30 protein-coding genes are annotated in these 26,792 nt (G+C 29.2%); 1 reads left to right on the top strand and 29 read right to left on the bottom strand.

Features of this window, described 5'->3' with window-relative positions; all coding sequences use genetic code 11:
- Positions 1-13: 13 nt before the first annotated feature.
- The 17 genes from L8W69_RS05275 to mqnP all read right to left on the bottom strand — a co-directional run bounded on the left by L8W69_RS05275 (position 14) and on the right by mqnP (position 11,746).
- The gene (locus tag L8W69_RS05275; protein WP_133319499.1) at positions 14-352 is read right to left on the bottom strand and encodes a YraN family protein; all 339 of its coding nucleotides are present in this window, start codon (positions 350-352) and stop codon (positions 14-16) included.
- Complete coding sequence (locus L8W69_RS05270) at positions 352-1,605, bottom strand: homoserine dehydrogenase (RefSeq protein WP_220566551.1); 1,254 nt, start codon at positions 1,603-1,605, stop codon at positions 352-354. The genes L8W69_RS05275 and L8W69_RS05270 overlap by 1 nt, the downstream gene beginning before the upstream one ends.
- Position 1,606: 1 nt before the next feature.
- Positions 1,607-2,809, bottom strand: coding sequence for an LL-diaminopimelate aminotransferase (locus L8W69_RS05265; RefSeq protein WP_220566550.1), 1,203 nt, complete (start codon positions 2,807-2,809; stop codon positions 1,607-1,609).
- A gap of 12 nt (positions 2,810-2,821) precedes the next feature.
- Positions 2,822-3,628: a hypothetical protein gene (locus L8W69_RS05260; protein ID WP_263659525.1), complete on the bottom strand. Its 807-nt coding sequence runs from the start codon at positions 3,626-3,628 to the stop codon at positions 2,822-2,824.
- A complete protein-coding gene (locus L8W69_RS05255) occupies positions 3,622-4,494 on the bottom strand; it encodes a hypothetical protein (RefSeq protein ID WP_133319495.1) in 873 nt (290 codons plus the stop codon). Before L8W69_RS05255 ends, L8W69_RS05260 begins: the two co-directional genes overlap by 7 nt.
- A complete protein-coding gene (rlmB, locus tag L8W69_RS05250; protein WP_263666596.1) occupies positions 4,487-5,167 on the bottom strand; it encodes a 23S rRNA (guanosine(2251)-2'-O)-methyltransferase RlmB in 681 nt (226 codons plus the stop codon). Before rlmB ends, L8W69_RS05255 begins: the two co-directional genes overlap by 8 nt.
- Positions 5,168-5,186: 19 nt before the next feature.
- On the bottom strand, positions 5,187-6,005 hold the full coding sequence (gene rsmI / locus L8W69_RS05245; protein WP_133319493.1) for a 16S rRNA (cytidine(1402)-2'-O)-methyltransferase: 819 nt from the start codon (positions 6,003-6,005) through the stop codon (positions 5,187-5,189).
- Positions 6,005-6,205 carry a 50S ribosomal protein L31 gene (gene rpmE / locus L8W69_RS05240; protein ID WP_039664588.1) on the bottom strand — a complete coding sequence of 67 codons (201 nt, stop codon included), beginning with the start codon at positions 6,203-6,205 and terminating at the stop codon, positions 6,005-6,007. Before rpmE ends, rsmI begins: the two co-directional genes overlap by 1 nt.
- A 77-nt stretch (positions 6,206-6,282) precedes the next feature.
- The gene (locus tag L8W69_RS05235) at positions 6,283-6,945 is read right to left on the bottom strand and encodes a 16S rRNA (uracil(1498)-N(3))-methyltransferase (protein WP_263666595.1); all 663 of its coding nucleotides are present in this window, start codon (positions 6,943-6,945) and stop codon (positions 6,283-6,285) included.
- The gene (locus L8W69_RS05230; protein WP_220566545.1) at positions 6,945-7,355 is read right to left on the bottom strand and encodes a hypothetical protein; all 411 of its coding nucleotides are present in this window, start codon (positions 7,353-7,355) and stop codon (positions 6,945-6,947) included. Before L8W69_RS05230 ends, L8W69_RS05235 begins: the two co-directional genes overlap by 1 nt.
- Complete coding sequence (locus L8W69_RS05225) at positions 7,355-7,555, bottom strand: cytochrome C (RefSeq protein ID WP_133319490.1); 201 nt, start codon at positions 7,553-7,555, stop codon at positions 7,355-7,357. Before L8W69_RS05225 ends, L8W69_RS05230 begins: the two co-directional genes overlap by 1 nt.
- The gene (locus L8W69_RS05220) at positions 7,555-8,139 is read right to left on the bottom strand and encodes a 6-pyruvoyl trahydropterin synthase family protein (RefSeq protein ID WP_263664558.1); all 585 of its coding nucleotides are present in this window, start codon (positions 8,137-8,139) and stop codon (positions 7,555-7,557) included. The genes L8W69_RS05225 and L8W69_RS05220 overlap by 1 nt, the downstream gene beginning before the upstream one ends.
- Positions 8,136-8,885 carry a 7-carboxy-7-deazaguanine synthase QueE gene (locus tag L8W69_RS05215; RefSeq protein ID WP_263665503.1) on the bottom strand — a complete coding sequence of 250 codons (750 nt, stop codon included), beginning with the start codon at positions 8,883-8,885 and terminating at the stop codon, positions 8,136-8,138. The genes L8W69_RS05220 and L8W69_RS05215 overlap by 4 nt, the downstream gene beginning before the upstream one ends.
- The gene (gene moaA / locus L8W69_RS05210) at positions 8,885-9,853 is read right to left on the bottom strand and encodes a GTP 3',8-cyclase MoaA (protein WP_263661507.1); all 969 of its coding nucleotides are present in this window, start codon (positions 9,851-9,853) and stop codon (positions 8,885-8,887) included. The genes L8W69_RS05215 and moaA overlap by 1 nt, the downstream gene beginning before the upstream one ends.
- Positions 9,854-9,862: 9 nt before the next feature.
- A complete protein-coding gene (locus L8W69_RS05205) occupies positions 9,863-10,384 on the bottom strand; it encodes a DUF6115 domain-containing protein (protein WP_263666594.1) in 522 nt (173 codons plus the stop codon).
- Complete coding sequence (locus L8W69_RS05200) at positions 10,377-10,874, bottom strand: hypothetical protein (protein ID WP_220566541.1); 498 nt, start codon at positions 10,872-10,874, stop codon at positions 10,377-10,379. The genes L8W69_RS05205 and L8W69_RS05200 overlap by 8 nt, the downstream gene beginning before the upstream one ends.
- Positions 10,871-11,746 carry a menaquinone biosynthesis prenyltransferase MqnP gene (gene mqnP, locus L8W69_RS05195; RefSeq protein ID WP_263660452.1) on the bottom strand — a complete coding sequence of 292 codons (876 nt, stop codon included), beginning with the start codon at positions 11,744-11,746 and terminating at the stop codon, positions 10,871-10,873. The genes L8W69_RS05200 and mqnP overlap by 4 nt, the downstream gene beginning before the upstream one ends.
- A 69-nt stretch (positions 11,747-11,815) precedes the next feature.
- Between mqnP and miaA the strand changes: the two genes are divergently transcribed.
- Positions 11,816-12,691, top strand: a complete 876-nt coding sequence (miaA, locus tag L8W69_RS05190; RefSeq protein ID WP_263666593.1) for a tRNA (adenosine(37)-N6)-dimethylallyltransferase MiaA — start codon at positions 11,816-11,818, stop codon at positions 12,689-12,691.
- Here miaA and L8W69_RS05185 read toward each other — a convergent pair.
- Genes L8W69_RS05185 through nuoD form a run of 12 tightly spaced genes read right to left on the bottom strand, consistent with a single transcriptional unit; the run spans position 12,682 to position 26,791 of the window.
- Complete coding sequence (locus L8W69_RS05185) at positions 12,682-15,045, bottom strand: tetratricopeptide repeat protein (RefSeq protein ID WP_220566538.1); 2,364 nt, start codon at positions 15,043-15,045, stop codon at positions 12,682-12,684. The genes miaA and L8W69_RS05185 overlap by 10 nt on opposite strands.
- A 24-nt stretch (positions 15,046-15,069) precedes the next feature.
- Positions 15,070-16,467 (bottom strand): NADH-quinone oxidoreductase subunit N, encoded by a 1,398-nt coding sequence (locus L8W69_RS05180; protein WP_263666592.1) that lies wholly within the window; start codon positions 16,465-16,467, stop codon positions 15,070-15,072.
- Positions 16,467-17,939, bottom strand: coding sequence for a complex I subunit 4 family protein (locus L8W69_RS05175; RefSeq protein ID WP_263666591.1), 1,473 nt, complete (start codon positions 17,937-17,939; stop codon positions 16,467-16,469). Before L8W69_RS05175 ends, L8W69_RS05180 begins: the two co-directional genes overlap by 1 nt.
- A 1-nt stretch (position 17,940) precedes the next feature.
- On the bottom strand, positions 17,941-19,743 hold the full coding sequence (gene nuoL, locus L8W69_RS05170; protein WP_263660449.1) for an NADH-quinone oxidoreductase subunit L: 1,803 nt from the start codon (positions 19,741-19,743) through the stop codon (positions 17,941-17,943).
- Complete coding sequence (gene nuoK, locus L8W69_RS05165) at positions 19,731-20,042, bottom strand: NADH-quinone oxidoreductase subunit NuoK (protein ID WP_087699810.1); 312 nt, start codon at positions 20,040-20,042, stop codon at positions 19,731-19,733. Before nuoK ends, nuoL begins: the two co-directional genes overlap by 13 nt.
- Positions 20,042-20,548, bottom strand: coding sequence for an NADH-quinone oxidoreductase subunit J (locus L8W69_RS05160; RefSeq protein ID WP_263666590.1), 507 nt, complete (start codon positions 20,546-20,548; stop codon positions 20,042-20,044). Before L8W69_RS05160 ends, nuoK begins: the two co-directional genes overlap by 1 nt.
- Positions 20,541-21,173 (bottom strand): NADH-quinone oxidoreductase subunit NuoI, encoded by a 633-nt coding sequence (nuoI, locus tag L8W69_RS05155; protein WP_257928396.1) that lies wholly within the window; start codon positions 21,171-21,173, stop codon positions 20,541-20,543. The genes L8W69_RS05160 and nuoI overlap by 8 nt, the downstream gene beginning before the upstream one ends.
- Before the next feature lie 9 nt (positions 21,174-21,182).
- Entirely contained in the window at positions 21,183-22,181 is a 999-nt protein-coding gene (nuoH, locus tag L8W69_RS05150; RefSeq protein ID WP_133319476.1) for an NADH-quinone oxidoreductase subunit NuoH, read from the bottom strand.
- Positions 22,178-24,631 (bottom strand): NADH-quinone oxidoreductase subunit G, encoded by a 2,454-nt coding sequence (locus L8W69_RS05145; RefSeq protein WP_263666589.1) that lies wholly within the window; start codon positions 24,629-24,631, stop codon positions 22,178-22,180. Before L8W69_RS05145 ends, nuoH begins: the two co-directional genes overlap by 4 nt.
- Complete coding sequence (locus L8W69_RS05140; RefSeq protein ID WP_263666588.1) at positions 24,628-25,344, bottom strand: hypothetical protein; 717 nt, start codon at positions 25,342-25,344, stop codon at positions 24,628-24,630. Before L8W69_RS05140 ends, L8W69_RS05145 begins: the two co-directional genes overlap by 4 nt.
- Positions 25,341-25,568 carry an NADH-ubiquinone oxidoreductase subunit E family protein gene (locus tag L8W69_RS05135; RefSeq protein WP_263662748.1) on the bottom strand — a complete coding sequence of 76 codons (228 nt, stop codon included), beginning with the start codon at positions 25,566-25,568 and terminating at the stop codon, positions 25,341-25,343. Before L8W69_RS05135 ends, L8W69_RS05140 begins: the two co-directional genes overlap by 4 nt.
- Positions 25,565-26,791: an NADH dehydrogenase (quinone) subunit D gene (gene nuoD / locus L8W69_RS05130; RefSeq protein WP_263666587.1), complete on the bottom strand. Its 1,227-nt coding sequence runs from the start codon at positions 26,789-26,791 to the stop codon at positions 25,565-25,567. The genes L8W69_RS05135 and nuoD overlap by 4 nt, the downstream gene beginning before the upstream one ends.
- Position 26,792: the final 1 nt, after the last annotated feature.

Here is a 26,792-nt window from a genome sequence, read left to right as displayed (position 1 = left end):
AATAAACATTCCCTTAATAACTAATGTTCTCTAAAAGTTTTATATCATCTTTATATACGCAAAGTAAATCTAGTTGATAATTTTCATCATTTTTATGTTTCATAAAGTAATATTCTATAGTCTTAATAATTTTATTATATTTTTTATTATCCAATCTATATTCTACCTCATAATCACCTTGCGTGCTTTTAACTTCAATAAAATGTAAAATTTTATCTTTTTTAGCAATAATATCAATTTCTCCAAATTTAGAATAAAAATTCCTTTTTAAAATTTCAAATCCTTGTGTTTTTAAAAATTCACACGCTAACTCTTCTCCTTTTTTACCAAAAAGATATTCAAATAATGCCATTACTCTTCTATTCTCATCATAAAAACATCATCTTTTACAAATTCTTGTTCTCTAAGCTTTTGAGTTAAAATTTGTATATTTTTTTCATAAGTTTGATGAGTGATGAAAAATAAAGTGCTATAATCTTGCTTTTCTTTTTTAGGCTTTTGCAAGAAAGTATCGATTGAAATTTGATGTTCACTCATTAATTGTGTGATTTTTGATAAAACTCCTATTTTATCTAATACCTTTAATCTTAAATAATATCTTGTATAAATTTCATCTTTACTTAAAAGTTTATAAGAAGTATCATTTAAATACCCAAAAATAGCACTATTTTTTTCTTTTCTTGCTATATCGATTAAATCAGCTATAACAGCACTTGCAGTTGCCCTGCCACCTGCTCCTGGGCCATAATATAAACTTTCACCCAATACATCTCCATCAATACTAATAGCATTCATTACCCCATCAACTTTTGCTAGTATTTTATCTTTGCTAAGCATGGTAGGATGAACTCTTAATTCTATTTTTTCATCTTTAATCTTAGCAATACCCAAGTGTTTTATGGTATATTCAAATTCTTTTGCAAAATAAATATCCTCATTACTTACTTTGCTAATACCCTCAATCAAAATATCTTCAGGTTTCACTCTTAATCCATAGGCAATATTTGCTAAAATCAAAAGTTTATGCGCTGCATCAAAACCCTCTATATCAAAAGTGGGATTAGCTTCAGCATATCCTAAATCTTGTGCTTTTTTTAACACCTCTTGGAATTTGGTATTATCTTCGGTCATTTTACTTAAAATATAATTGCTTGTGCCATTTAAAATGCCTTTAATAGAAACAATATTATTAGCACTCAAGCCCTCTTTTAAAATTTTAATAATAGGAATTCCACCCGCCACACTCGCCTCATAACCAAAAGCTGTATCTTGTGCTAATTTTTCAAGCTCATAACGATGATAAGCAAGCAAAGCTTTATTAGCAGTTACCACTGCTTTTTTTCTTTTTAAAATTTTTGAAATTATCTCAAAGGGTAAATCAATACCACCCATTAACTCCACAAATACATCAATATCTTCACGCTCTAAAACCTCATCAATATCATTTACCACAGGAATTAACGCATTTGTTTTTGGATTTCTTGCCAAAGCAATTACTGGAATAATTTCTTCATCACATCTTGCTTTGATTAAATCTTGATTTTTTAACAAAGTTTCTACAACAGCACTTCCTACCGTACCATATCCCAAAATTGCGATTTTCATTTTATTCTCTTAAATATTTTTTTATATTTCTTGCTGCTTGACGAATGCGGTTTTCATTTTCTATTAAAGCTATTCTAACATACTCATTACCCGCTTCACCAAAACCAACTCCAGGGCTTACCGCTACATTTGCTTTTTGCAAAAGCTGTTTAGAAAATTCCATACTTCCAAGGTGAGCTTTACTTTGAGGGAGTTTTGCCCAAACAAACATACTTGCATTTGGTTTTTTCAGCTCCCATCCTGCCTGAAAAAATGAATCAAGCAAGACTTCTAATCTTTTTGCATAAGTTGCCTTAATCTCTTCAACACAAGTTTGATCTCCATCTAAAGCTATAGTAGCAGCAACTTGTATAGGAGTATACATACCATAATCAAACCAAGACTTGATTTTTTTCAAAGCCGCAATTAAGCGTTTATTACCCACTACAAAACCTACACGCCAACCTGCCATATTGTAAGACTTTGAAAGTGTATAAGTTTCTACCGCTACATCTTTAGCACCTTCAACTTCAAAAATAGAAGGGGTTTTATAAGAACCAAAAGTCAAATCTGCATAAGCAATATCAGAAATAATATAAAATCTTTCTTTTTTTGCCATTGCAACTAATCTCTCATAAAAACTTCTTTCCACAGTGACTGTTGTAGGATTGTGCGGAAAATTTACCACTACATATTTTGGACGCGGAATACTTTCATGTAGTGTTTTTTGTAAATTTTCAAAAAAAGTATTTTCATTTAATTCATAATTTTCATTAAAATCAAAATTCATAGTTGCTACATTACCACCTGCTATGATAAAAGCTTGAGTGTGTATAGGATAAGCGGGTGTAGGTACAATAGCTACATCTCCTGGGTTAATAACAGCTCTTGCTAAATTTACAAAGCCTTCTTTAGAGCCCATCGTTGCAACTACTTCACTTTCAGGATCTAAATCAACATCGTATTTTCTTTTATACCAATTACAAATTGCAAGTCTTAGTTTATAAATTCCACTCGAAGCAGAATAACCAGAAGTTTTTTCTTTATTTGCACTTTCGCAAAGTTTATCTATAATGTGTTGAGGAGTTTTACCATCAGGATTTCCCATAGAAAAATCTATTATATCCTCCCCTGCTCTTCTTGCTGCCATTTTAATCGCGTTAACTTCAGCAAAAACATAATTTGGAAGTCTTTCTATGGTATTAAAATGAATTTCTTCAAACATTTTCCATCCTTTTTAGCGTCTTAAGTAAATTTTTAAACCCCTTTTTATGTTATCAAGGCTAAACATATCGCCAATGATAGCATATTTTGCACCCAATGGGATATTTATATTAATTTCATTTTGTTTGTGTGTGTTTTCTATACCTTGAATAAAATTTAAATTTTTATCTAAAAATTGAATTTTACAAAACCAAGAATCAAGATTGTGCGCACTAAGCTCTATGCTTTTTGCTCCTTGTAAATCAACAATATATTCCCTTAAAGGCTTATTTAATTGAGTGATGGTATTTAGTGGAATTTGAGTATTGACTTTAGGTTTTGCTTTTGAAAAATCTAGCTCATACTCATAATTTAATTCTGAAATTTTAGAAATATCTTTAATAAAAACAGAGCTTGATAACAAGGCTTTATAGAAAACTCCTGGATCAAGCATATATTGAGAATCTACAGCTAACTTATAGGTGATATAATTTTCCCTTAAAGTTAATTCAGTTGGTATAAAATACACATAGCCTAATTCGTTTAAAGTATCATTAATAGTTTTAAAAAATAAAACAGAATCAGCTTGAGCTTTAAAACTAAAAGTTAGAGTTTTTGGCTCATTTAATATAAAATTTGCCAAAGAATTAGTTTTTAAAATTTGAGAAATAGTGTAAATATCTACATTTCCGCGTTCATCTTTATAATCATTCCTTGCAAACAAGAGCTCTAATTTTGCATCTTTAGAATTATCATTAACAATATGTTTTGCAACTTCTAAAGCACTTAGTGCAAAAGCGTTAAGAGTAAAAAAAATGGAAAATATTAAAATTCTTACCATAATTTTCCTCTATTTTCTTTGATAAATTCAGCTTTTGTAATTTGTTTGATTTTACCATCTTTAATCATTAAAAATTTAGACACACCGTTTTTAAACTCTAAAGTATTATTATTTTCATCGTTTAAGCTAAAAGCAGCGTGGCCTGTGGTAATTAACATATCTTTATCCAAAGGTAAAACATAATCATTTTTAATAGTTAAAGAGCTCTTTCTAAAAGTTTTTAAATCCACCATACCAAGCCAAAGCTCTGCACTTGGTTTTATAATGCTTTCATTGAGTAAAATGATATTTTCTTCAGGCATATTTGAGCTAGCATTATCTTCTAATGTTTTTTCTGTATTATTGTTCTCGCTTATTGGTTCTAAAATAGTCGCGTTTGTTTCATTATTTTCCATAGCATCATCAGCAAAAAAATTAAGAACTGGTGTTTCATTTTCATCAACTTTTTCTTCTAAAACAACCTGCTCTTGATTTAATACATTGGTGGTATTTTCATCTAAAGTAGAACTTTGAAAAAATCTTGAAACACCCCAGGCCAAAGCTACTATCAAAAGTACTACTACTATAATCACAATATACCATACACTTGAGCTTTCTTTGGTATATGAGTTCATTCTAGGTGAAATATGCACATGATTTTTTTTCTCAATACCATTTTCTTCTAAATAGACATGATATTCTTCTAAAAAATTAGAAAAGTCAAGCTCATACTCTCTTTGTAAAATTTTAATAAAGCCATTTACATTAAAGCGAGATAAAGACTTAAAATCTTTCTTAATGATATATTCAAGACAAGCTATTTCTATTTGTGTTCTTTTTTGAACTTCTAACAAATTTAAATCTTCTAATTTTTTCCAACTATCCATTTTTCATCCTATCGCAAAGTATTGCAAATGCTGCACTAACATTTAAACTATCAAAATCATTGTGCATTTTTATACCTACGCACTCATCGCATTTTTTAAGCACCTTTGGCGCTATACCAAAACCTTCACTTCCCATAATCAAAACTTTTTTATCTTTGGCCTTGATAGTATGTATATCACTACCTCCGCTTGCACTAGCATAGATATAAAAACCTTTTTGTTTTAACTCATTTATCATGCTTAAAATATCATCATTTAAGACTATTTTCATATCTAAAGCTGCTCCACTACTTGCACGAATAACTCCATCCATAGCCACGCTTTTAGCTACCAAAATAACCCCATCAGCACCTAAAGCATAAGCACTACGCACGATAGCACCTATATTTCCAACATCGCTAACATTATATAAAATAACTATAAAATCTTTTTCTTTTAAACTCTCAAAAGAGCTAAATTCAAATTCATCAATTTCCATTAAAAAACCTTGATGATTTCCACCTCTTGCCAAGCTTTGTGCGGCTTTAAAATCGAGTTTTTTAATTTTTTTTGATGCCCTTGTTATTTTTGAAAAATCAGCTTTTTCACATTCTTTTGCCAAATAAATTTCTTTAATTTTTTCTTCATGCTTTTCTAAGATATAAAAAAACACTTGCTTACCATAAACTATCATTTTTAAATAATAACCAAATTCAACTTAAAAGCAGTTTTTGATAATTTTCTTTTGGAGATTTTGCATTGATTTTCGAAAGAAGTTTTGCCTTTGTCTTTAAAGATAAATCAAGCTCATAAATATCTTGCTCACACAAGGTATTTTGATGAAATTGCTTTTCTTTGGCATTTACCACTGCACACCATTCACCGCGTAAATCCATTGTTTTTAATTTTTCCAAAACCTCTAAAGCTTCTGCCCTAAATTTAGTTTCAAATTTCTTTGTTGCTTCTTTTATGATAAAAATTTCTCTTAAAGGATCAATTTTACTAATTTCTTCTACTAAATTAAGTATTCTAGTAGGTGCTTCATAAACTATACTAGGATAAGGATTAAGCATTAAATTTTCAATATCTTTTTGTCTTTGAGGATTTTTATTAGCCAAAAAACCCATAAAAATAAATTCTTTTTTACAAAATGCGCTTGAAACCAATGCAAGCAAAGCAGCATTTGATCCTGTTAAGACTTCATAGTCAATATTGTTTTTAATAGCATATTCGATTAAAAATTGCCCCGGATCGCTAATACCTGGCATACCTGCATCACTTAAATATGCAATATCTTGTTTAAAAAAATCCTCATCTATTTTTGCTAAAAAATCTTTTTCATTATGAGTATGTAAAGCTATATATTTATCAGGCTTTATTTCTAAATTAAATTTTTCATTAAGAAGATGAATTAAAGATTTGCAAACTCTTGTATCTTCACATAAAAAGAGCTTGCATTTTTGTAAAATTTCTAAAGAATGAAAAGAAATATCGTTTAAATTTCCTATGGGCGTAGGAATAAAATATAACATTATTGCATTGCGTATTTTTTCTTAAATTTCTCTACACGACCCGCAGCATCTACGATTTTTTCACTACCTGTAAAGAATGGGTGGCAGCTTGAACAAATATCAACTTTAATTTCTGATTTATTTGACTTAGTAGTAAAAGAATTTCCACAAGCACAACTAACTTTACACTCTACATATTCTGGGTGAATTTCTTTCTTCATTGTTTATCCTTTTTCAAAACATTAAGGCGTAATTATATAGATTTTTATATAAAAAATAGCTAAATTTAAGCATGCTTTTAAATTATAAATTTTGAAGCAACCCCTATAAGTGCTGTTTGTGCTTTAAGTATATAGTTGGCTTGTAATTTTGCTCTTTTTATATTTATTTCTCTTTCTTTTTGCGAAAATCCGCCTTCAGCCCCAACCAAAAATACATACCTACCGGGATCAAAATTCATCAAATCTTCACCTTCAAAATCTATCAAAACAATATTTTCATAAGCTTGCTGAAATTTTTTAAAGTCATCAAAACTTTCAAGTTCCATTAAAGAAGCACGACCGCATTGCTGGGATGATTCTATAAGAATTTTTTCCATTCTTTTAAAATCTAATTTAAAATTTTTTTGCGAGTATTCCATATGCACAAAAGAAAGTTTTGCTACTCCAAGTTCATTTAAAAAAGGTAAAGTTTTTTCTATAACCTTTGGATCAATCACCGCCAAAGCTAAATGTATATATGTTTTTAATTCTTGTTTTTCTTCTTTTTTATCAAGTAAATTTAATACGCAAGAGCGTCTAGAAAGCTCTATGCATTCATAAGTGTAAGTATAAAAATCTTTCAAATTCTTTAATATAATTTTATCACTCACTTTAATTCTTCGAGCCTTTAAGTGCAAAAAGGCTTCATTTTCTAGCTCTAAACTTGCAGTACCACTTTGTGGGTGATATAAAAATTGCATTAAAAATAAAACCTCTTAAGTAAATAAGGTACAAAAAGTAAGAATATACCCAAACACAAAATAAAAAAACTTAAAAATCTAAATTTAGCATAGCGTTTAAACAATCTTGCTTTTTTAAATAAAACAAATTGATAAATAGCCAAAGCAAAAATCAAAATCCAACAAAACCACATAGAAAGCACATAGAAATTAAATTCAAAATGCTTTAAAGCCCATAACAAACTTCCAGTAAAAAGTGTAATTGCTAAAAACAAATAATAAATTGGTAAAAATAGACGAATTCTTTTTATAAAGATAAATTCTTGTGAGAAGTTACTTTGAGTCAAATACAAATAAAACAACATTAAAAAACCATTTGTATATAAACTATACACATGCAATGCTAAAAAAAATTCATAACTTTGATCCATTATTGTCCTTGTGTATTATTTTCATCTTGTATATCATCATCAACAGGTATAGGAAGTGTTTCATCATCTATAATGACATTAGAATCACTTTGTTCAATCTGAACTTGCTCGGTTTGTATTTCTTTTTTTATATTTTTATTCTCTTGATTTGAACAAGCCATAAAAAGCAATATTGGCACAATCAATAAAATCTTTTTCATTACACCTCCTTTTGATTGATAAAAACAAAATTTACATCTTGAAGTTTTTCAAAAAAATCTTTGTCTTTCCATTCATCTCTTATAGCTTGTGAAAAGTCAATATCTGCCAAATCAATCTTTGGTAAAAATTCACTATAAGCATCTTCTCTAAAACCTTGTGCATAACCTGTTCTTGTTTCATGTACAATAATGCTTTTTAAACTAACACCTTGCTCACCATTGACCATCTTAGTCTTTAAAAGCAAAGTATCAATCAGTACAAAAAATATGCGTACAAAATTTTCCGCACTTACATTCACAGGTAAACTCACCCATCTTTGCGAGTGCTTTTTCATATCTTCTAAATAAGCTTTATCATCATCTTTAAAAAGCGTAATAGCATGATCAAAACTATCAATAATTTGTTTTATCTCATCTTTTAACAAACCAAAATCATACACCATTCCAGCATTATCAAGGTATTTACTCTCAAGTAAAATTTCTACCTTATAAGAGTGGCCATGTATGCTTGTTTTACATCGCTTGGAGCTACAAAATCTAACAATATGAGCATTTTCAAATTCAAATATTTTTCTAATAATCATACGCCTTCTTTATCTCCCCAAATTCTAATATGCAATCTATCGGAGTAATTATATCCATTTTTTATACAAAATTCAGCAACACTTAAGGCGTTTTTGGAAATTTCTTCTTCATTTGACCCCATAGGCATACAAAAAACATCATTTTTACAAACTTGTAAAATTTCATTGATTTCTTTTAAGGCTTTATTTTCTTGTAAAAAATCCTTATCCAAAACAAATTTATAAAAACTTTCCTTAGCATAATTTTTAAAAGCTTTCAAAGCTTTTTCATTAATTCTTTTTTCTTTTTTTACACCACTATTGCTAAGCTTTACTCCTAAAGCAAAATAACATTTTTTATACAAAGGATATTTTTCAAAATCAATTTCAATACTTGCATTTGTTTCAAAATGCACCATAAAATCATTTTCTAAAAGTAAATTAATAAAACACAAAAAATCTTTATTTTGATAATTTAACAAAGGCTCACCACCCGTAATTACAACTATAACTTTGCGTGAATTTGCTAGCTTCAAAACCTCATCAAAAAGCTTTGTTGAAGTATATGTTTTATAACAAGTTTTAAATTCTTTAGTAAAAACAGCTCTTATAGTATCACAGCCCAAAAGTATTTTAGAATCTTTTTCTTTTTTTACTCCAAAGCCTGCGCAGTTAAAATTACACCCGGCAAATCTTACAAATATAGCCAAATTTCCACTATATTTTCCCTCACCTTGCAAGCTTAAAAAAGTTTCAACAACTTCCATTATCCACCTGTTTGATAAAAGGCTCTTGTGGAACTTTGATTGGCTTCATTTTCTGCCCATCTATTTTTTTCTGATTTATTTTTTATCACGGTTTTTAAAACTTCACAAGCACTTGCTATGTCTTTATTGCGTATAGCTTTTTTAATGCTTAAAGCCTCATCATAATATAAACAAGGTATCAAAAGCCCTTCGGCTGAAAGCCTTATACGGTTACAACTATCACAAAAATCATGGCTGTGTGGATCAATAATGCCAAACTCATACCCATCTTCAAGTTCATAAATAGTCGCAGGTGCATTTGGACTTTTTTGTCCTTGTTTAAAAGAATACTTTTGAGCAATGATATTTAAAATTTCTGTTGATTTTAAGCCTTTTAAATCTCCATAAGCATGATAATTTTCCATAAATTCTATAAAACGAATTTGACTTTTGCGTGCTTTGGCAAATTCTAAAAGATCGATAAACTCACTATCATTAATCCCTTTAAGAGCTACGGTGTTAAATTTAATATTAAAACCTAATTCTAAAGCCTCATTAATACCATTTAACACATCTTTGAGTATGTTTTTTTGAGCTAATTTAAAGGCCACTTCTTCTTTTAAGGTATCTAAAGAGATGTTAATTCTTTTTAAGCCCGCTTGTTTTAAATCCTTTGCTTGTTGTTTTAATAAAGAAGCATTAGTAGTAAGCGCTAGATCTATATCTTGCTTATACTCACTAATCATAGCAATAAATTTATGCAAATCTTTTCTTACTAAAGGCTCACCACCTGTAATACGAATTTTCTTAACTCCTTCATCAATGCAAACTTTAACAAACATAAAAAGTTCTTCAAATGATAAAAGATTTTCCTTAGCACTCCATTCAAATGGAGTTTTTGGCATACAATAAAGGCAACGAAAATTACATCTTTGTGTTACTGAAATTCTTAAATAATCAATCACTCTTCCATAGCTATCTACTAACATCAAAGGCCTTTATAATAATTTATTAAATTTTAAAATAAGCTCAACCCTACCCATACCTATACGTAAATCTTTAGCAATTTGCTCAATAGATTTTTTTTGATTAAAAAGTTCTATGACTTTTTGTTCTTCATTATCATAACTTGGGCTTAATTTTGTAATACTTTGGGTTTTTTGTTCTAAATTCAACAAGCGATTTTTTTGCTCACTTTGAAATTCTTCAATAACTTCTTCTACTTCTTTTAAAGCGCTTAAAATAGGAATAATATTTTGATTGATTTTTTGTTCTAGCACCTGCAAAAGCTCTTCTTTTAATTCTTCTCTTATGGCTTCAGTGTCTATTTCTTCTTTTTCTTGTTCTTGTTCCTCTAAACTTTCTTTTTTTAAATAATGATATTGCTTGTTTAAATCTTCTATCATCTTACCAAGCTCATTAATTTTAGCAATACTTTCTTTTTCTTTTATCATCATATAAGCAAACATAGCAAAAATTAATAAAGCTACCACAAGCCACAATAATAAATCACTACCCATTTTCTTGCTCCTTTAAAATCTTAATCATCGCTCTTTGCATATTTGCTACAAAATTATCATACACGAGCTCATCTTCTGCTTTTATTTGCGTGATTTTTGCTTCATTCTCATTTAATGCTTTAAAAAAAATACTAATTTTTTGACCATTTAAATTAAATCTAGCATAATAATCTTCATCTTGCATTAAACACCTATCTTTAAATTGAATATGTGTAAAATTTACCCCAATCACAAAAGATTTATATTTTAAATTAACAAATAATTTTGTTTTATTAATATCATTTTTTATCAAATACAATTCTTGCTTTAAATCCATAAGCAAATCAAAAATCAACTGCTCACCCTCGCTAAATTCTACCCTTGAAGCAAGCTTTTTCCATTTGCTTAAATTGACATAATTATTACTTGAAACATATTCTTGCAAAAACTCTTCATATCTTTCTGTGCTCTCTTCAAATTCTAATTCCAAAGAACTTTTAAAAAATTTCATCTCCATAAAAGATCAACCCATATAAAAATAAAAAACACTATACTTAAATACCCATTTAAAGTAAAAAATGCTTTGTCAATTTTTGCAAAATTCTTTCTAACAATGCGGTGCTCAAAAAATAAAATAACAGCACTAACAATCACACCTAAAAATGCAATATTTCCTGTTGGAGCTACCCAAACAAATAAAAACCAAAAAAGCACTGCTAAAACATGACAAAATGCTGAAATAAACAAGGTCGCTTCAAGCCCAAATTTAGCAGGTATAGAGTGCAAGCCTGTCTTTTTATCATACTCCATATCTTGCAAAGCATAAAGTAAATCAAAACCAGCTGTCCAAAAAGTAACACCCAAACACAAAATAACACTATAAATTTCAATACTTCCCAAAACCACAATACTGCCTGCAATAGGAGCAAGTCCTAAGCAAAATCCTAATACTAAATGCGCTAGGGATGAAAATCTTTTAAAGGCTGAATAAATAGCTAAAATAAACAATACCGGCAAAGAAAGAGCAAAGGCTAGTTTGTTGATAAAATAACTTGCCAAAACAAAAATAATAGCATTTAAAATAATAAAAAGTAAAATGCTAGTTTTACCTATACGACCATCGATATTAGGTCTATTTGCACATCTTGGATTGTTTTTATCAATGTCTTCATCCATCAAACGATTGATTGCCATTGCAAAATTTCTTGCACTTACCGCGCAAATAACACCCAAAAACAAAGCTTTAAAACCAAACCAAGTGCTATCATTTAAAATAACAGAAGCTACAATCATAGAAACAAACAAAAATGGTAAAGCAAAAATAGAATGCTTAAAAACAATCAAGTCCAAAATATCTTTTAATTTTTCTTTTAATAAAGGCATTTTTTCTCTTTATAATATATTTTTGTTATGATTTTACTAAAATAATTTTAAATTTAGGATATTTTTACGATGTTTTTTGAATTTGCACTCATTGGAACTACTGCAAGTGGCAAAACAGAACTTGCTAACAAACTAGCTTATGAATTTAATGCAAGTATTTTAAGCCTTGATAGTCTTTGCGTGTATAAACAAATCAACATCGCTTCAGCCAAAACAGAGCAAAAAACCTTAGATGAGCTTGATTATTTTGGCATAAATTTATTAAATGTCAATGAGCATTTTAACATCGCTTTGTTTTTTGAAGAATACAAAAAAGCAAAAGCCTTTGCTCAAAAAAACAATCAAATGTTAATTATTACAGGTGGAACTAGTTTTTATTTAAAAGCTTTAATGGATGGCTTGAGTGAAAATTTCAAAGAAAGTCAAAGCACGCTAGGTAATGATGAAATTTATCATTTAATGATAAAAATTGATCCACATGCCAAAATAGAAAAAAACGACACCTATCGCTTAAAAAAATGGCTTGGAATTTATGAGCAAACTAATAAAATCCCAAGCGAAGTTTTAAAAGAAACAAAACAAGAAGCTTTAATTAAAAAACTTGATATTTTTGAAATTTCTTGGCAAAAAGATCTTTTGGAAAAACGCATTATTAAACGCACTAAAAATATGCTTGATGAGGGTTTAATAGATGAAGCTAAAATGCTATATAGTAACTACGATCATCATTTAAAAGCACTAAATTCCATAGGCTTAAAAGAATGTAAAGATTTTTTAGATAAAAAAATAAATTTAAACGAGCTTGAAGAACTCATCATCATTCACACAAGACAACTTGCCAAAAGACAAAGAACTTTTAATAAAAAATTCAACAAAGAAATTTTAGATTTTCAAAATGCTTATGAAAATTTAAAAGCTTATATTTTAAAAAAACATCAAGGCTGAGTGTTTAAGACATTTAATTTATCTTTACATAAATTTTGCCAATTGCTTGTTGTGTTAATATCTATACAATTTTGCAAACTTTGCTTTTGATTTTGTACATCTTTTAAATCTTCATAAATATTACTTTGCATATAAAAAGCTCTTGCGCGCTCATCATCTTTTAAAGGATTAGCAAGCAAATCTTTAAACAAAGTTAAGGCTTGTTGAGCTTGATTGTTTTGTTTTAAAGCTTTGATATAGATAAATTCTAAATCCGGACTAAAAAGATTTACTCCTTTTAAATTTTGATAATCAATAGCCTTTGGAGCATAAGTTAAAATACTTGTTAGAAAATTATTTTTTTCACAATAACGCAAAAACTCATAATATAATTCCACCATACGATAATTCATAGGAAATTGCTCTAGTTTTTGCAAAGTTCTTATCATAGCATTATAATCTTGCAATTTAAGTTCAGCAAAAAATTTAATATAATTTGCTTCAAATTTTTCATCATCGCTAATAATAGTTCTTGTATTTAAAATATCATTAATTGTTTTTACAACAAAACGATAACGCTTATCTTTAAGCGCTAAATCTGCACTTTGGAGTTTATAAAAAATAATATCATCATTTTCATTTTCCACTATATATTTTTTAGCTTCTTCTATACGAGTAGTACGCTTAAAGCATTCAAGCATTTGTTTTTTATTTTGTATTTTATTTCCCACATCATAGACCTTAAAATCATCATATATTTTAACAGCAGCTAAGCACTCATCATTTTTTAAATTTTGTTCTAAAACTAAAATAGCAGCTTGTTCTAAAAGATTTTTGATTTCTTTGTTGGAATATTTTTCTATGTCTTTTTGATAACTTACAACTTTTTCATAATTTTTTTCTTGAAAATATAATCTCACATTATCAAATAAAGCCATACTAGAAATTTCTCCAGCATACTTTTGCATGATCTCTTCATATCTTTGATGTAAAAAACTTGCATTATTATCTTTTAAATATAAGAAATTTTTATCTTGAGCTTCTTTTATTAAACTCACATATTCACCCAAAGGAAAATCTTCTGTGTAAAGATCTAAATACTTTTGAGCTTTAGTATGTTCATTTGCATTCAACAAAGCCAAAGAAAGATCTTTTAATACTCTTTCATATTCTTTATCGACTTTAGTCAAATGCGTAAAAATATACTCATAAATTTTAGAACTTAAATCATAAATTCTATGATTACTAAAAGCCTTAGCTAAAGATAAAGAATTTTCTAAATCACTCATAAAAAATTCAGGATTTGATTCTAAAATTTTACTTGCTAATTCCTTGGCTTCTTTTGTATTTTGCGCTTCTAAATAATTTTTAGACAAAAATAAAGCAGCTCTACTAGCTAAATCTGCATTTGGAGTAGAATAATATACATCTTGATAAATATTATTTGCTATATTTTTTTTACCCAAATGATATAAATAATCTGCATAATCAAGTAAAGCTATTATGGTATATTTATCGTCTTTATGCTCAGTACTTAAAGTATCAATAATATAATCGACATTAGATCTTTGAGATAAGCCCATATAAACTCTCATCATGATATACATTACTTCCGTATAATCTTTATCATTAATATAAGTTCTCACCCATCTTTTAGCATCATCTAGCATTTGCTCTAAAATTTGCTGATCTTTATCAAGCTCATAAGTATAAAGCTTATTTTGCGCTCTTAATTTATAAAGCTCAAATTCATTCATAAATACACTACCTTGATAACGCTTAATAGCATTAACAGCATCTCGTAAAACTTGATCGTATTTTTTGGCTTCATATTCTTGTTTGATATTAAAATATGCATTAAAATCTGCACTTTTTGAAGTTTCCATAGGATTAGAATTTAAATCCAATGCTCCAATATAAGGCATTAATGCATCATCAAAATAAATATCAAAATCAAGTCCATCGCTAGGTTTATAATACCTTAAATCCTTAGTAAAAATAAACACAAAATGTTTAGAAGTATCTCCATTTTGACTTTGAATTTCTTTAGCATTAAAAATATCTTGAGAATAATTAAACATTTTAGCTAAAATTTTAGGATATATTTTAATTGTCAAAAAAGTTTGGTGTTTTTCAAAATAAATTGTAAAATCATCAAATTCTTTATTTTGAAATTGCATATTACTAACGCCCAAAACATTACACTCAAAATGAGTTTTTTCAAATTCAAAAATACTCTTGCAAGTAAAATCTTTATTATCTTTTAAATGCAAAAGTGTAAAGGGACGATTTTGTTCTTCCCCTTTATTAACAATAACTTCAAAAGAAAATATATAATTTATGCTTAATAATAATAAAAATAAAATCCTTATCATGAGCGTGATTATAGCAATATTATTTCACAAAAGCAAAAACGCACATGATAAGCTTCCGATAAAACATAAACTTAAAATAATCTTTTGCCTAATATCTAAATTTATACTCTTTATAGATTGACTTTTTTTAAAAAAGATATAAATTAAAATTTTCAAATAAGCATAAAGCATAATCATGGAACTTAAAGCTATAGCAAATACAAGCACATAATAGCCTGAATTTAAAATAGAAGCTAAAATTAAAATTTTACCCCAAAAAATCCCAAAAGGTGGAATTCCTGCTATACATAAAATAAACATAGCTAATATTATAGATAATACGGGTCTTTGATCAAATAAGCCAGAAAAACTTTCAAATGAGCTTTTTTGAAATAAACTTAAGATTAAAAAAATTCCATAGTTTGCAAAAGCAAAAGAAACCCAATAAACGAACAAAGCAAAAATTGAAAGCAGGTAAGAAGTTTCATCTCCTTGAGAACTCACACTCATACTAGAAACAATAACAGCCAATATAAAAGAAGAATGAGTAATAGAGCTATATGCAAGCATTTTTTTTGCATCTTTTTGAATTAAAACTACTATGCTTACAGCAAGCATAGAAAAAATTGCTAACGATGCGACTATGTATTCAAATTTTACTCCACCGCCTAAAGCAGAAAAAATTCTTAAAACTACTATTATCATAGCAATTTTTGGAACAATAGATATGAAAGCTATAAAATTTGTATGAACTCCACAATATACATCTTTTAGCCAAAAATGAAAAGGAGCGATAGAAAGTTTTACTCCAACAATAACCAAAAACATCACTCCAGCACATAATAATATAGGATCTGAAATATATTCAGAATGCAATAAATTATCCAAATCCAAAGACTTTGTTTTTAAATACACAAAAGCACAAGCAAAAACAAAAAATCCAGCCCCTACTGCAGCTAAGGCAAAATATTTTATGCTAGAACTAATAGCATTATGAGTTCCTCTTAATGCTATTAATGTATAAAGAGCTAAAGAAGATCCTTCTAAAGCTAGGAAAATCACAATCAAATTAGTACTTGAAACCATTAATATTAAAGAAGCAACCATAAACAAAAATAAAGAAAAAAATTCTGCTCTTTGTTCATCTTTGTCTATAAGCAAATAAAGCATAGAAAAAAACAAAATAATTATTTGTGCAAAAATTGCATAATTATCGCTTACAAATAAACCAAAAAAAGCATGAGAATTATCTAAAACAAAACCATTATAAAGCAATAAAAAACACAAAGTACTAAGCAAAGCTATAACACTTGCTCCTATATAAAAATTTCTAGAAAGTTTTTTAAATGCACTCAATAAAAGTAATACAATAGCCCAAAAAAGCAATGACAACACAGGAAATAATAATACAAAATTTAATTTTTCTAAACTAAAACCACTCATTAAAAACCTCTTATACTATCTATGATTTTTTGATTTTCTATGGCGATATTTCTTGTTTGCATAACTTCAAGAATACTATTTACATTAGAAGCAATTTGATCTAGCATAGCACTTGGAGCTACCCCTAAATAAATCACTAATGCACTTAAAATACTTAAAACAAAAATTTCACCTTTTTTAAGCGTAAATTTACTGCACACTTCTTCTTCGCAAGTAGTAAAAAACATATTTCTATAAATATTTAGCATATAAATAGCTCCTAAAACGATTACACCGCCTGCAAATAATGCATACCATAAATTTACACTTGCCACACCTTGCAAGATCAAAAACTCACCTACAAAGGAAATAGTCAAAGGCAATGAAATAGATGAAAACAACAATACTGCAAAGAAAAAGCTAAATAATGGGGCTGTTTTAGCTAAATTTTTATAAAAGTCTAAATCAAAAGTATGATATCTTTTGTAAAGCATATAAGCGGCTAAAAATAAGCCACCTGTTACTATACCATGTGCAAACATATAAAATACAGAACCACTAACCCCATTATAAGTAAAAGTTACGATACCTAAAATTACCACACCCAAATGCGAAATTGAGCTATAAGCAATTAATTCTTTTAAATCCTTGGCTTTAAAAGCAATTAAGGCTGCATATAAAATTCCAACTATACATAAAATAGCAAGTAAAGAATAATAATGATTCAAAGTATCAGGCGCTAAAGGCAAAATAAATCTTAAAAACCCAAAAGGTGCCATTTTAAAGCTTACAAGCATTACAGATACTAAAGTCGGACTTTTGGTATAAACCTTTGGAGCCCAAGTATGAAAAGGAAATAAAGGACTTTTAATCGCAAAAGCAATAAAAAATCCTACAAATATTAGATTTTGTGCATTCTCAGGTATAAAAAATTCACTCTTATACCAAGCTAACAAATCAAAACTCCAATATCCAAAACTTTGATAATACAAAAATCCCACATAAATAATAGCTAAAAGCATAAGCATAGAACCGCAAAATGCATAAATGAAAAATTTAATCCCTGCCTTATAATTATCTGAATATCTACCTATTAAATAAATAAGCGGTATAAGAGAAAACTCCCAAAATACATAAAACAATAAAGCATCCAATGAAGCAAAAAGTCCTACAATGCAAAATTGTAATAAAAATATACTTATTACAACACTTTTATCTTGAATATCCAAACATATAAAAGATAAAAAAATCATAATAGAACAAAGTAATATTAAATAAAGCGCTATAGCATCTACACCTATGTGAAAATTAACCATCAAAGAATTTAAACTAAATTCATAAGCCATGCTACCATCGTAGTTAAATAACAAAAAAACATTAAAAACTAAAATCAAAAAACTAACTAAAACAGCAAAGGACTTGCTATCTTCTTTTTGTAAAAATAAAGCTATAAAAGCCGCAAAAAATGGAAATAACATTAATAAACCAAGCATATTACACCGCCAAAGCTAAACAAAATAAACACACAAAAGCCAAAACTACAATTCTTAAAGCCAAAGAATAATCCTTACCCATACTAAGAACCCTAGCAAATGTTTTAAGGAAAAATGCAATACTATCTACCAAAGCATCTAAAATTTCTTTATCAGCTTTTCTTAAAAATTCACAAAATAAAGCATACTTACTAACAATAAATTGATGATAAAATTTTGGTATGTAGTATTCATTAAACAAAAGTTTGTAAATACTTGTTTTAGAAAGTGATGGTTTAAACCAATTTTTCCAATAAGCTATGATAGCTAAAAGCACTCCAAGTACCGCAGAAACACTTGCAAGTATCATAACTAAAGAATTTTGACCATCAATAAAAGCTAAATTTTTACTTACAAAATCCATAAAGCTATGCTCAAAAAATCCTGCTATAATAGCAAGCAAAGCCAAAGGACTCATCGCAAGCAAAGCTATTTTACTAGCTTCATGGGGATGTTCTTCATGTCTTTTTGGAGTAAAAAATACAAGCATTAAAAGTCTAAAGCTATAAAAAGCTGTCATAAAAGCTGCTATTAAAAGTACTAAAAAAATTCCATGATGATGGCTTATAAAAGAAAATCCTAAAATTAAATCTTTAGAGAAAAATCCTGCAAAAGGATAAATTCCTGCTAAAGCTAAAGAACCTATAAGCATTAAAATAGCACTAAAACGCATACTTTTATAAAGTCCACCCATTTTACTAATATCAAGCTTATCATTCATAGCATGCATAACATTACCCGCACCTAAGAATAATAAAGATTTAAAAAATGCATGAGTTGCAAGATGAAATAAAGCTATTGCATAAGCTCCAAGACCTGCTGCTACAAACATATACCCAAGTTGAGAAAGCGTCGAATATGCAATAATTCTTTTTAAATCTTTAGCTACCATAGCCATAGAAGCAGCAAAAAGCGCTACAAAGGCTCCAAGTATAGCGATAAAATACCCTACTTCAGGAACTTGTAAATAAAGCTCCCCTGCGCGAATTACCAAATAAACTCCCGCAGTAACCATAGTAGCAGCATGGATTAGAGCTGAAACTGGCGTAGGTCCTGCCATAGCATCAGCAAGCCAAGTATGGAAAGGAAATTGTGCTGATTTACCCATAGCACCTACAAAAAGTAAAAGTGCTATTAAAATCAAAATCACATCATTTTCATGCCCTAAAGATAAAAGGGTAAAAAATTCATCATATTTTAAAGAGTTAAATTCTATATAAATTAAGAAAATTCCTAAAAGCAAAGCCAAATCTGCAATTCTATTCATGATAAATGCTTCATTAGCAGCAAAAGTGTATTTTTTATTATGATACCAAAAACCTATCAAAAGCCATGAGCAAAGTCCAACACCTTCCCAACCTATGAAAAGTCCTAAGAAATTATCACTCATAATCAAAAACATCATAGAAAAAACAAAAAGTCCCAAATAGCTAAAATAGCGATTAAACCCTTCATCATGCTCCATATAAAATATACTATATAAATGCACAAAAGTCGCTACTATACTTACCACATTCATCATAATCAAAGTAATAGAGTCTATTTTAAAACCAAAACTAACATCTACTAAAGATATCCAAGTACCAAGTTCAAAATTAAAATGTACTCCATTATTTAATAAAACAATTGAAGCAAAAGCTGAAAAAGCTATAAATAAAGAAGCTAAATAACCTAAAATAATTTTCTTAGCACTAAAAGCAAAAATACCTAAAATAACAGCTGAAGCCAAAGGAGAAAAAAGTGCAATTAAAGCTAAATTTTGCATTTTATCTCTCCTTTTTCAGCTAAAGAGCTAAGCTCTAATGTTCCTGTTTTTCTATACCATAAAACACAAAGCGCTATCCCAACAGCTACTTCACAAGCTGCAACTCCCATTACAAATAAAGCAAAAATTTGACCTTCTATGTCTTTATGAGAAGCTCCTGCTGTAACTAAAGCCAAATTAGCAGCATTTAATAAAATTTCACTTGAAATAAAAAGCATAATTAAATTTTGGCGTTTTATGATACCTATTAGACCAATGATAAACATCAAAATAGCCACAATGTAGTATTTTTCTAACATCATTGTTCGTCCTTTTTTATATTTTTTTGAGTAAGTGCTATAGCACAAATTAAAGCTATTAAAAGTAAAATTGCCATAAATTCAAAAGCAAGCATATATTTTGTAAATAGAGCAAAGCCTATTTGCTGAGTAGAATCAAGACTATAAACTTCACTAGTTTCATTTAAACCAAAGTTATAACCCATAATAATACTAATCAACAAAATCGCACTAAAAATCACGGCAAAAATGAAGATTCTTTTACCTTTTAAACTTTCTTTTACTTTTATAGAAGCATCAAAAAACATCATAGCAAAACTATAAAGACCTAAAATAGCTCCACTGTAAACAATTATTTGAATTGCTCCAATAAATTCAGCATTAAGTAAAAAATAAAATCCACTTAAAAAAACCATAGCCGCAGCCAAAGAACTGATAGCATAAAGCACGCTAGTGCTTAAAACACTAATTAAAAAAAATCCCAACACCAAAACACTTAATAAACAAAAAGCTATCGTTTCAAACATTTTCTTCCTTTGGAGCATCTTGCTGTCTTTGCAAATCTATCTCATAATAATTTGGAGTTTTCTTTACTAAATCATCAGCATCTTTTCTTAAACTACCACTTCCTTCAAACACCACTTGATTTTTAAGCTCATCGATAGGAGTTAAAAAATCTTTCTTTTGACCAAAGTAAGATCTTTGCTCTGCGGCATTTTCATATTCTTTACCATGCACAATGGCAAGTTCAGGACAAACATCAGCACAAAATCCACAATAAATACAACGTCCTAAATTAATACTATAATTTTCGACCTTTTTGTGTCCATCTTCACTTAAACTCGTTTCCATTCTTATACAATTACTAATGCAAATTTTTTCACACAAGCCACAACCAATACAACATTCATTTTCACTTTCAATAAAACGCATCAAACGATGAACTGCACGATATCTATCATCTAAAGCAACTTTTTCCATAGGATATTTAATCGTTGCACTATTGTTTTTTTTAAACATTTCTCTTAATACGACAAATAAACCTACAAAAAGCTCCGTATTTAAAGAACGCTTGATTACTTGTATGAATTTTTCATAAGTATTTTGAGGATTTTTACGCTCAAAATCTACTTTAAAATAACCTTTTTTCATTGTTTTTTCCTATATCACAAGCACTAAAGCACTAATTAATAAATTTAAAACCGCTAAAGGTATTAAAATCAAATAACACATTCTCATTACTTGATCAGGACGCAGTTGCGGAAAAGCACCTCTAGCCCAAAAATACCAAAAGAACACAAAAGACACTTTCAAAAGCATCATAATAGCCCCTGGTATAATCCAAAAATCATTAAATCCACCCAAAAATAAAAGCGATATCATAATCGCTCCGGTAATCATGGCTGTATATTCTCCGATAAAAAACATACCCCATCTAAGTCCGCTATATTCAGTGCCATAACCTGAAACAAGTTCGGTTTCGTTTTCACTTAAACAAAGTGGAGTTCTATTAGTTTCTATAAAAATAGCTATCACAAATAAAATAAAAGCTAAAGGTTGTTTAAAAATAAGCCAAGAAAGTATGCCATCACTTTGATAGTTATTAATATCTACTAAAGACAAAGATCCAACAAGCATTACAACACACACCAAAGAAAGTCCTGCAACGCTCTCATAAGAGATAATAGAAACAAGTCCTCTTGCCCCGCCTAGCAGCGACCATTTATTATTACTTGCTAAACCTCCTAAAAAAATCGCATAAAAACTAACTCCACCCATACCTACAACAAAAAGCAAGGCCACATTAATATCAGCGATAATAGGACGAATCACTCTACCAAATAAAGTAAATTCAGGAAAAATAGGTATAGCTGCAATTGCTACAAAAGCACAAATTGCTGCAATCAATGGAGCAATTAAAAATACCACTTTTTGAGCATAAGTTGGCACTATATCCTCTTTAGTAAAAAGTTTAATCATATCAGCAACTACCTGAAGCAATCCAAAAGGACCTACCATATCAGGCCCTAAACGACGATGAAATAAAGCCAAAGCCTTTCTTTCAAGATAAGTTGCCAAGCCTGCTAAAGTAGCAAAAATAGCTATAACAAGCACACATTTTATAATTGTTTCTACAATAAAAAAAGTAATATCACTCATATTTTAGCTCCTGCTTTTTCAAGCCAAACTTTTACATATCGAGTATTATCAAATAAAGATTTATAATCAATCTTACTATCATAATCCCCTAAATACGCACCATTTTCTAAAGATTCATCACATTTTACACTTATAGCAATTTGAGTTTTTTCATTTTTTAAAATAACACTATCATCTTGGTTTAAATCAAATTTTTGCATTAAATCAGACGATAAAAATAAAGCTCCAACCTCATTAAAAGCTCTATTACTAAGTTTTGAAAACTGATGAATGCTATTTGCATGATATAAAGTTAAATTTCCTTCATTTTGCTCTTTAACTTCTTGAATGCTTAATGTTTTTTCAAACTCAAAATGGGAAAAATCAAGCTCATAACCTCTATGATTTACCCCACCATTATCATAATGATTTTCTAACTCATCAAAGTCAATTACCCTAAAGCCTTTATTTTGTGGTAAAAATTTAGTATAGTTGATCGTAAATTCTTCATCAAAACCTAAGGCATTTGCCAAATCATTTAAAAAATAACCTTTAAATTCTAAAGCCGCATTTGTAGGAACTAATCTTTTATCATAATTTACAAAGCTACCTTCTTGTTGATTTAAACTAGAACTTGCAAGATCAAAATGCCCATCATAAGAAAAAGTAAAATCGCCTTTTTCGTTATAACCTAATGTTTTTCCTGCTTGAAAATCTTGACTTAAATCACAAATTAAACTCACACCTAAGGTATTAGTACAAGTTGGATTTAAAAAGACTTTAAATTCAGTATATTTTTGCACCAAAGCACAAAGTTTTGCTAGCTTGGCACTTTGCTCATCATAGTAAAAATCACTTCCTATAATAAGTGTAAATTTTTGCTTTTTTACGAGTAAAGTTTCTAAAATATCCTCATCTATGCCAAGATTTTTCGCATAATTTGATCTTTGCACCTCTATGCTTTTTTTAATTTTTTTAGACACAAGTTTTTTAACTTCTTCTATAATAGTTTCGCCGTTTTCATTTTGCTTTTCTATCTTTTCAGTAACTTCTTCATTGATAGTTTCTTCTATTTCTTTTGTATCTTGATAATACGCATTTTCTAATGTGTTTTTAAAATCCTGCGGAAGCTCTTTGGCAAATTTTTGCAAGATAAATAATAAAATACTTTCATTATCTTTAATATCATGATTAATCTGCAAGAAATTTTTAGAATATTTATCCACACCTTTATCTTTTATAGGGTGAAAATATAGCCCTGCACCTTTATTCATTACCAAAGCGTTATTAACTTTATATCCTAGCGTTGGTGCATCATAGCGTAAAAACGAACCTACGATGATTAAAAAATCACTTTGAGTGATATCGTCTGTATTTGCATTATACATTGCATTTGCATTTTGATAAAAACAAGCTAGGAAATCTTGGAATTTTTTAGCTTCATGATTTATAAGATTAAGATTAAATTTTTTACTTAAATTTTGCAAGATTAAAGCTTCTTCGTTAATAATAAAACTATTAAATAAAATATTTTTTATTTCATTATTTTTTATCATATTTACTAGTTTTTCAAAAGCTTTTTCGTCTTTACCTTGAACTTCATTTTGGGTATTAAAACCATATCTTGCGGCTTTATTTAGCGTAGCAAAAGCAAAATCATTGCTCACTCTATAAATTTTTTCTTTTTGATTATTAATACTAGTTTGTTTAATATCATAATACATCAACTCACAATCACTTGAATGGGGATTACTAGCTGGAATTTTCTTTAACTCCCAAGCATTAGATGTATATTGAAAAGCCGAACCCACCAAAGCTCCCGTTGGACATACACTTGTACATTCTCCACAAAAAGAACAATCAAGTATATCGCCACTACTTGGCGCAATTAAACTCTTTTGAAATTTAGTCCAAATAGCTAACGCATCTTTACTCATACTTTCTTTAAAGCTTGTATCGGGCGCGCTTGCCCCTCTTGGAGTAGTTTTTAAAGCACTTTCTCCTATTTTATCTTTACAAACTGTAATACATCTTTCACACACTATACATAAAGCTGGATCATAATTAATCTCGCCCCATTTTTTATGCTCTTTATGGGTATCTTTAATCCAATAATTTTGCACATTTACTCTTGCTTTGTGTGTAAAGTTTTGAAGCTCGCACTCACCGGATTTATCACATACCCCACATTGCAAAGGATGATTAATGCAATATGCTTGCATGATAGCATTACGCTCATCCCATAAATTTGATAAATCACTCTCTACTACCATACCTTCTTTAACTTTAGTATTACAAGAATAAACCTTTTTACCATCAGCTTCTACCATACACATACGACAAGCAAGTGTTGGAGAACAACCATTTAAATAACAAATTGCAGGAATGAAAATATCATTTTTTCTTGCGACATTTAAGATATACTCACCCTCATTTGCCTCACATTCTATACCATTAATGATAACTTTCATTTTATAACCTTAACTTGAGCTTTTGAAAAAGCAAAATCAGCGCTTTCATAATCAAACAAAGCCACCGTGCCTTTCAAATCATGATTGATTTTTACTATAGTTGTAAATTCTTGAGTGTTTATTTTTAAATTAATTTTATCCCCATCCTTAACCTTAGCAATTAAAGCAAAAGAAGAAGAGCAATGCAAATTTTTGTCCTCTAAAGGTGCTTGCATGATAATAGTTCCATCAAAATTATCAAGTTCTAAAAGCTCACTAAAAGAATTTTGTATTGATAAATTTTCTTCATTTTCATTAGAGCAAATTAGCAAAAGATTAAATTTATGACAAAGTTTTTCTAAAAAATACTTAATATTTTCAAAATCTTTATGTTGATATAAATTTTCATCAAAAATAATACATTTTGCTTCTTTTAAAAACTCTAAAATCTCTAAAGCTTCTTCTTCACCAAAGCAAGATTCAGCACTTAAATACCCCTCATCAAATTCGTTAAATTCAGTCTCCAAGCTCATCTTACAAAGCAAAGCAAGCACGAAAGGCGCACTTGCAATCTCACATTTATAAAAGTTTGCTTTTAAATTTTTATCCTCTAAACAAGAAATATTATAATTTTTACTTTTGTTAAGCTTAGCGCAAAGTGAAGGATTTTTTAAAGAAAGCAAATCCACAAAACACAAAGCATTTAAGCCTTCTTGATATTTTGCTAATTTCATTGTCCTACCTTTTTAAAAACTATAGTCCAATCTACTTGATTAAATTTTAAAGAATTTAAAAGTTCACAATTTCGCTCTTTTATGAAAGCAAAACTTTTTTCTACATTAGAAAAATCTCCTATTTCAAATAAAACTACTAAAACTTCACCCATATAAGCTTTTTGAATGATTTGTTCTAAATCCTTAAATAAATCTTGACTTTTTCTTAAATCCACGCGTCTCATCGGTCTATCTCACCTAAAACTATATTAATACTTCCTAAAATTGCCACTGCATCAGCCAAATATGATCCTACAAGCATTTCTTCTAAAAATGCACAATGAAAAAAGCTTGGGGTTCTAGCTCTTAATCTATATGGCCTACCGCTACCATCTGAGTGGATAAAAAATCCAAGTTCGCCTTTTGGACTTTCAGTTGGCACATACACCTCTCCTTTTGGTGGTTTTAGACCTTGGGTTACTAGGACAAAATGTTGCATAAGAGAATAATTTTGCGTCATGATTTGCTCTTTTGAAGCACTTACATATTCAGGATGATTGCATAAAATTTCAGGCGGAGTATCTTGATAAAGCTTAACACATTGAACTAAAATTTTCAAACTTTCTCTAAATTCTTGCATATAAACCTTATATCTTGCATAAGAATCACCCATTTTGGCCACAGGCACGCCAAAATCTACCTCATCATAAAGCAAATAAGGCTCTTCTTTTCTAACATCATAAGCAATACCACTTCCTCTTAGCATAACCCCACTACAACCCCAACTTAGTGCTTGTTCTTTGCTTACAACTCCTACATTTTCAGTTCTTGCACGCCAAATTCTATTATCATCAAGCAAAGCTTCATAATCTTTTATATCATTTGGAAATTTATTACAAAATACCAAAAGTTCATCTAAAAAACCTTCAGGTAAATCAAGCATTACCCCACCTATTCTCATAGATGAATGCGTAAGTCTTGCCCCGCAATATTTTTCTATTAGATCAAGCACATACTCACGCTCTCTAAAGCAGTATAAAAATACTGTCATCGCACCAATATCAAGTGCATGTGTAGCAAGCCATAACAAATGCGAAGCAATACGGTTTAACTCAAGTAAAATCATCCTTATCACACTTGCTCTGCGTGGAATTTCCAAACCACAAAGTTTTTCCACAGCAGCTACATAGGCATAATTATTTGCACTAGCTGCGATATAATCCATTCTATCAGTAGTTGGGATAAACTCTTGATAGATCATATTTTCAGCCATTTTTTCCATACCACGATGCATATAGCCTATACAAGGAGCAGCCTTGGTAATTTCTTCTCCATCAAGCTCTAAAATAAGGCGTAAATTTCCATGAGCACTTGGATGTTGAGGGCCAAGATTTACTATCATGGTGCCATCTTCACGCTCAAAGCTTATATTTTCATAATAAGGTTTTAATTTAGTAGAAATTTGCATT

It is taken from the genome of Campylobacter sp. CNRCH_2016_3089, assembly GCF_025772505.1.
In the GTDB taxonomy this organism is placed as follows: Bacteria; Campylobacterota; Campylobacteria; order Campylobacterales; family Campylobacteraceae; genus Campylobacter_D; species Campylobacter_D lari_D.
The sequence above is the reverse complement of the archived record's forward strand: the minus strand, read 5'-3'. Positions and strand labels throughout refer to the sequence as shown.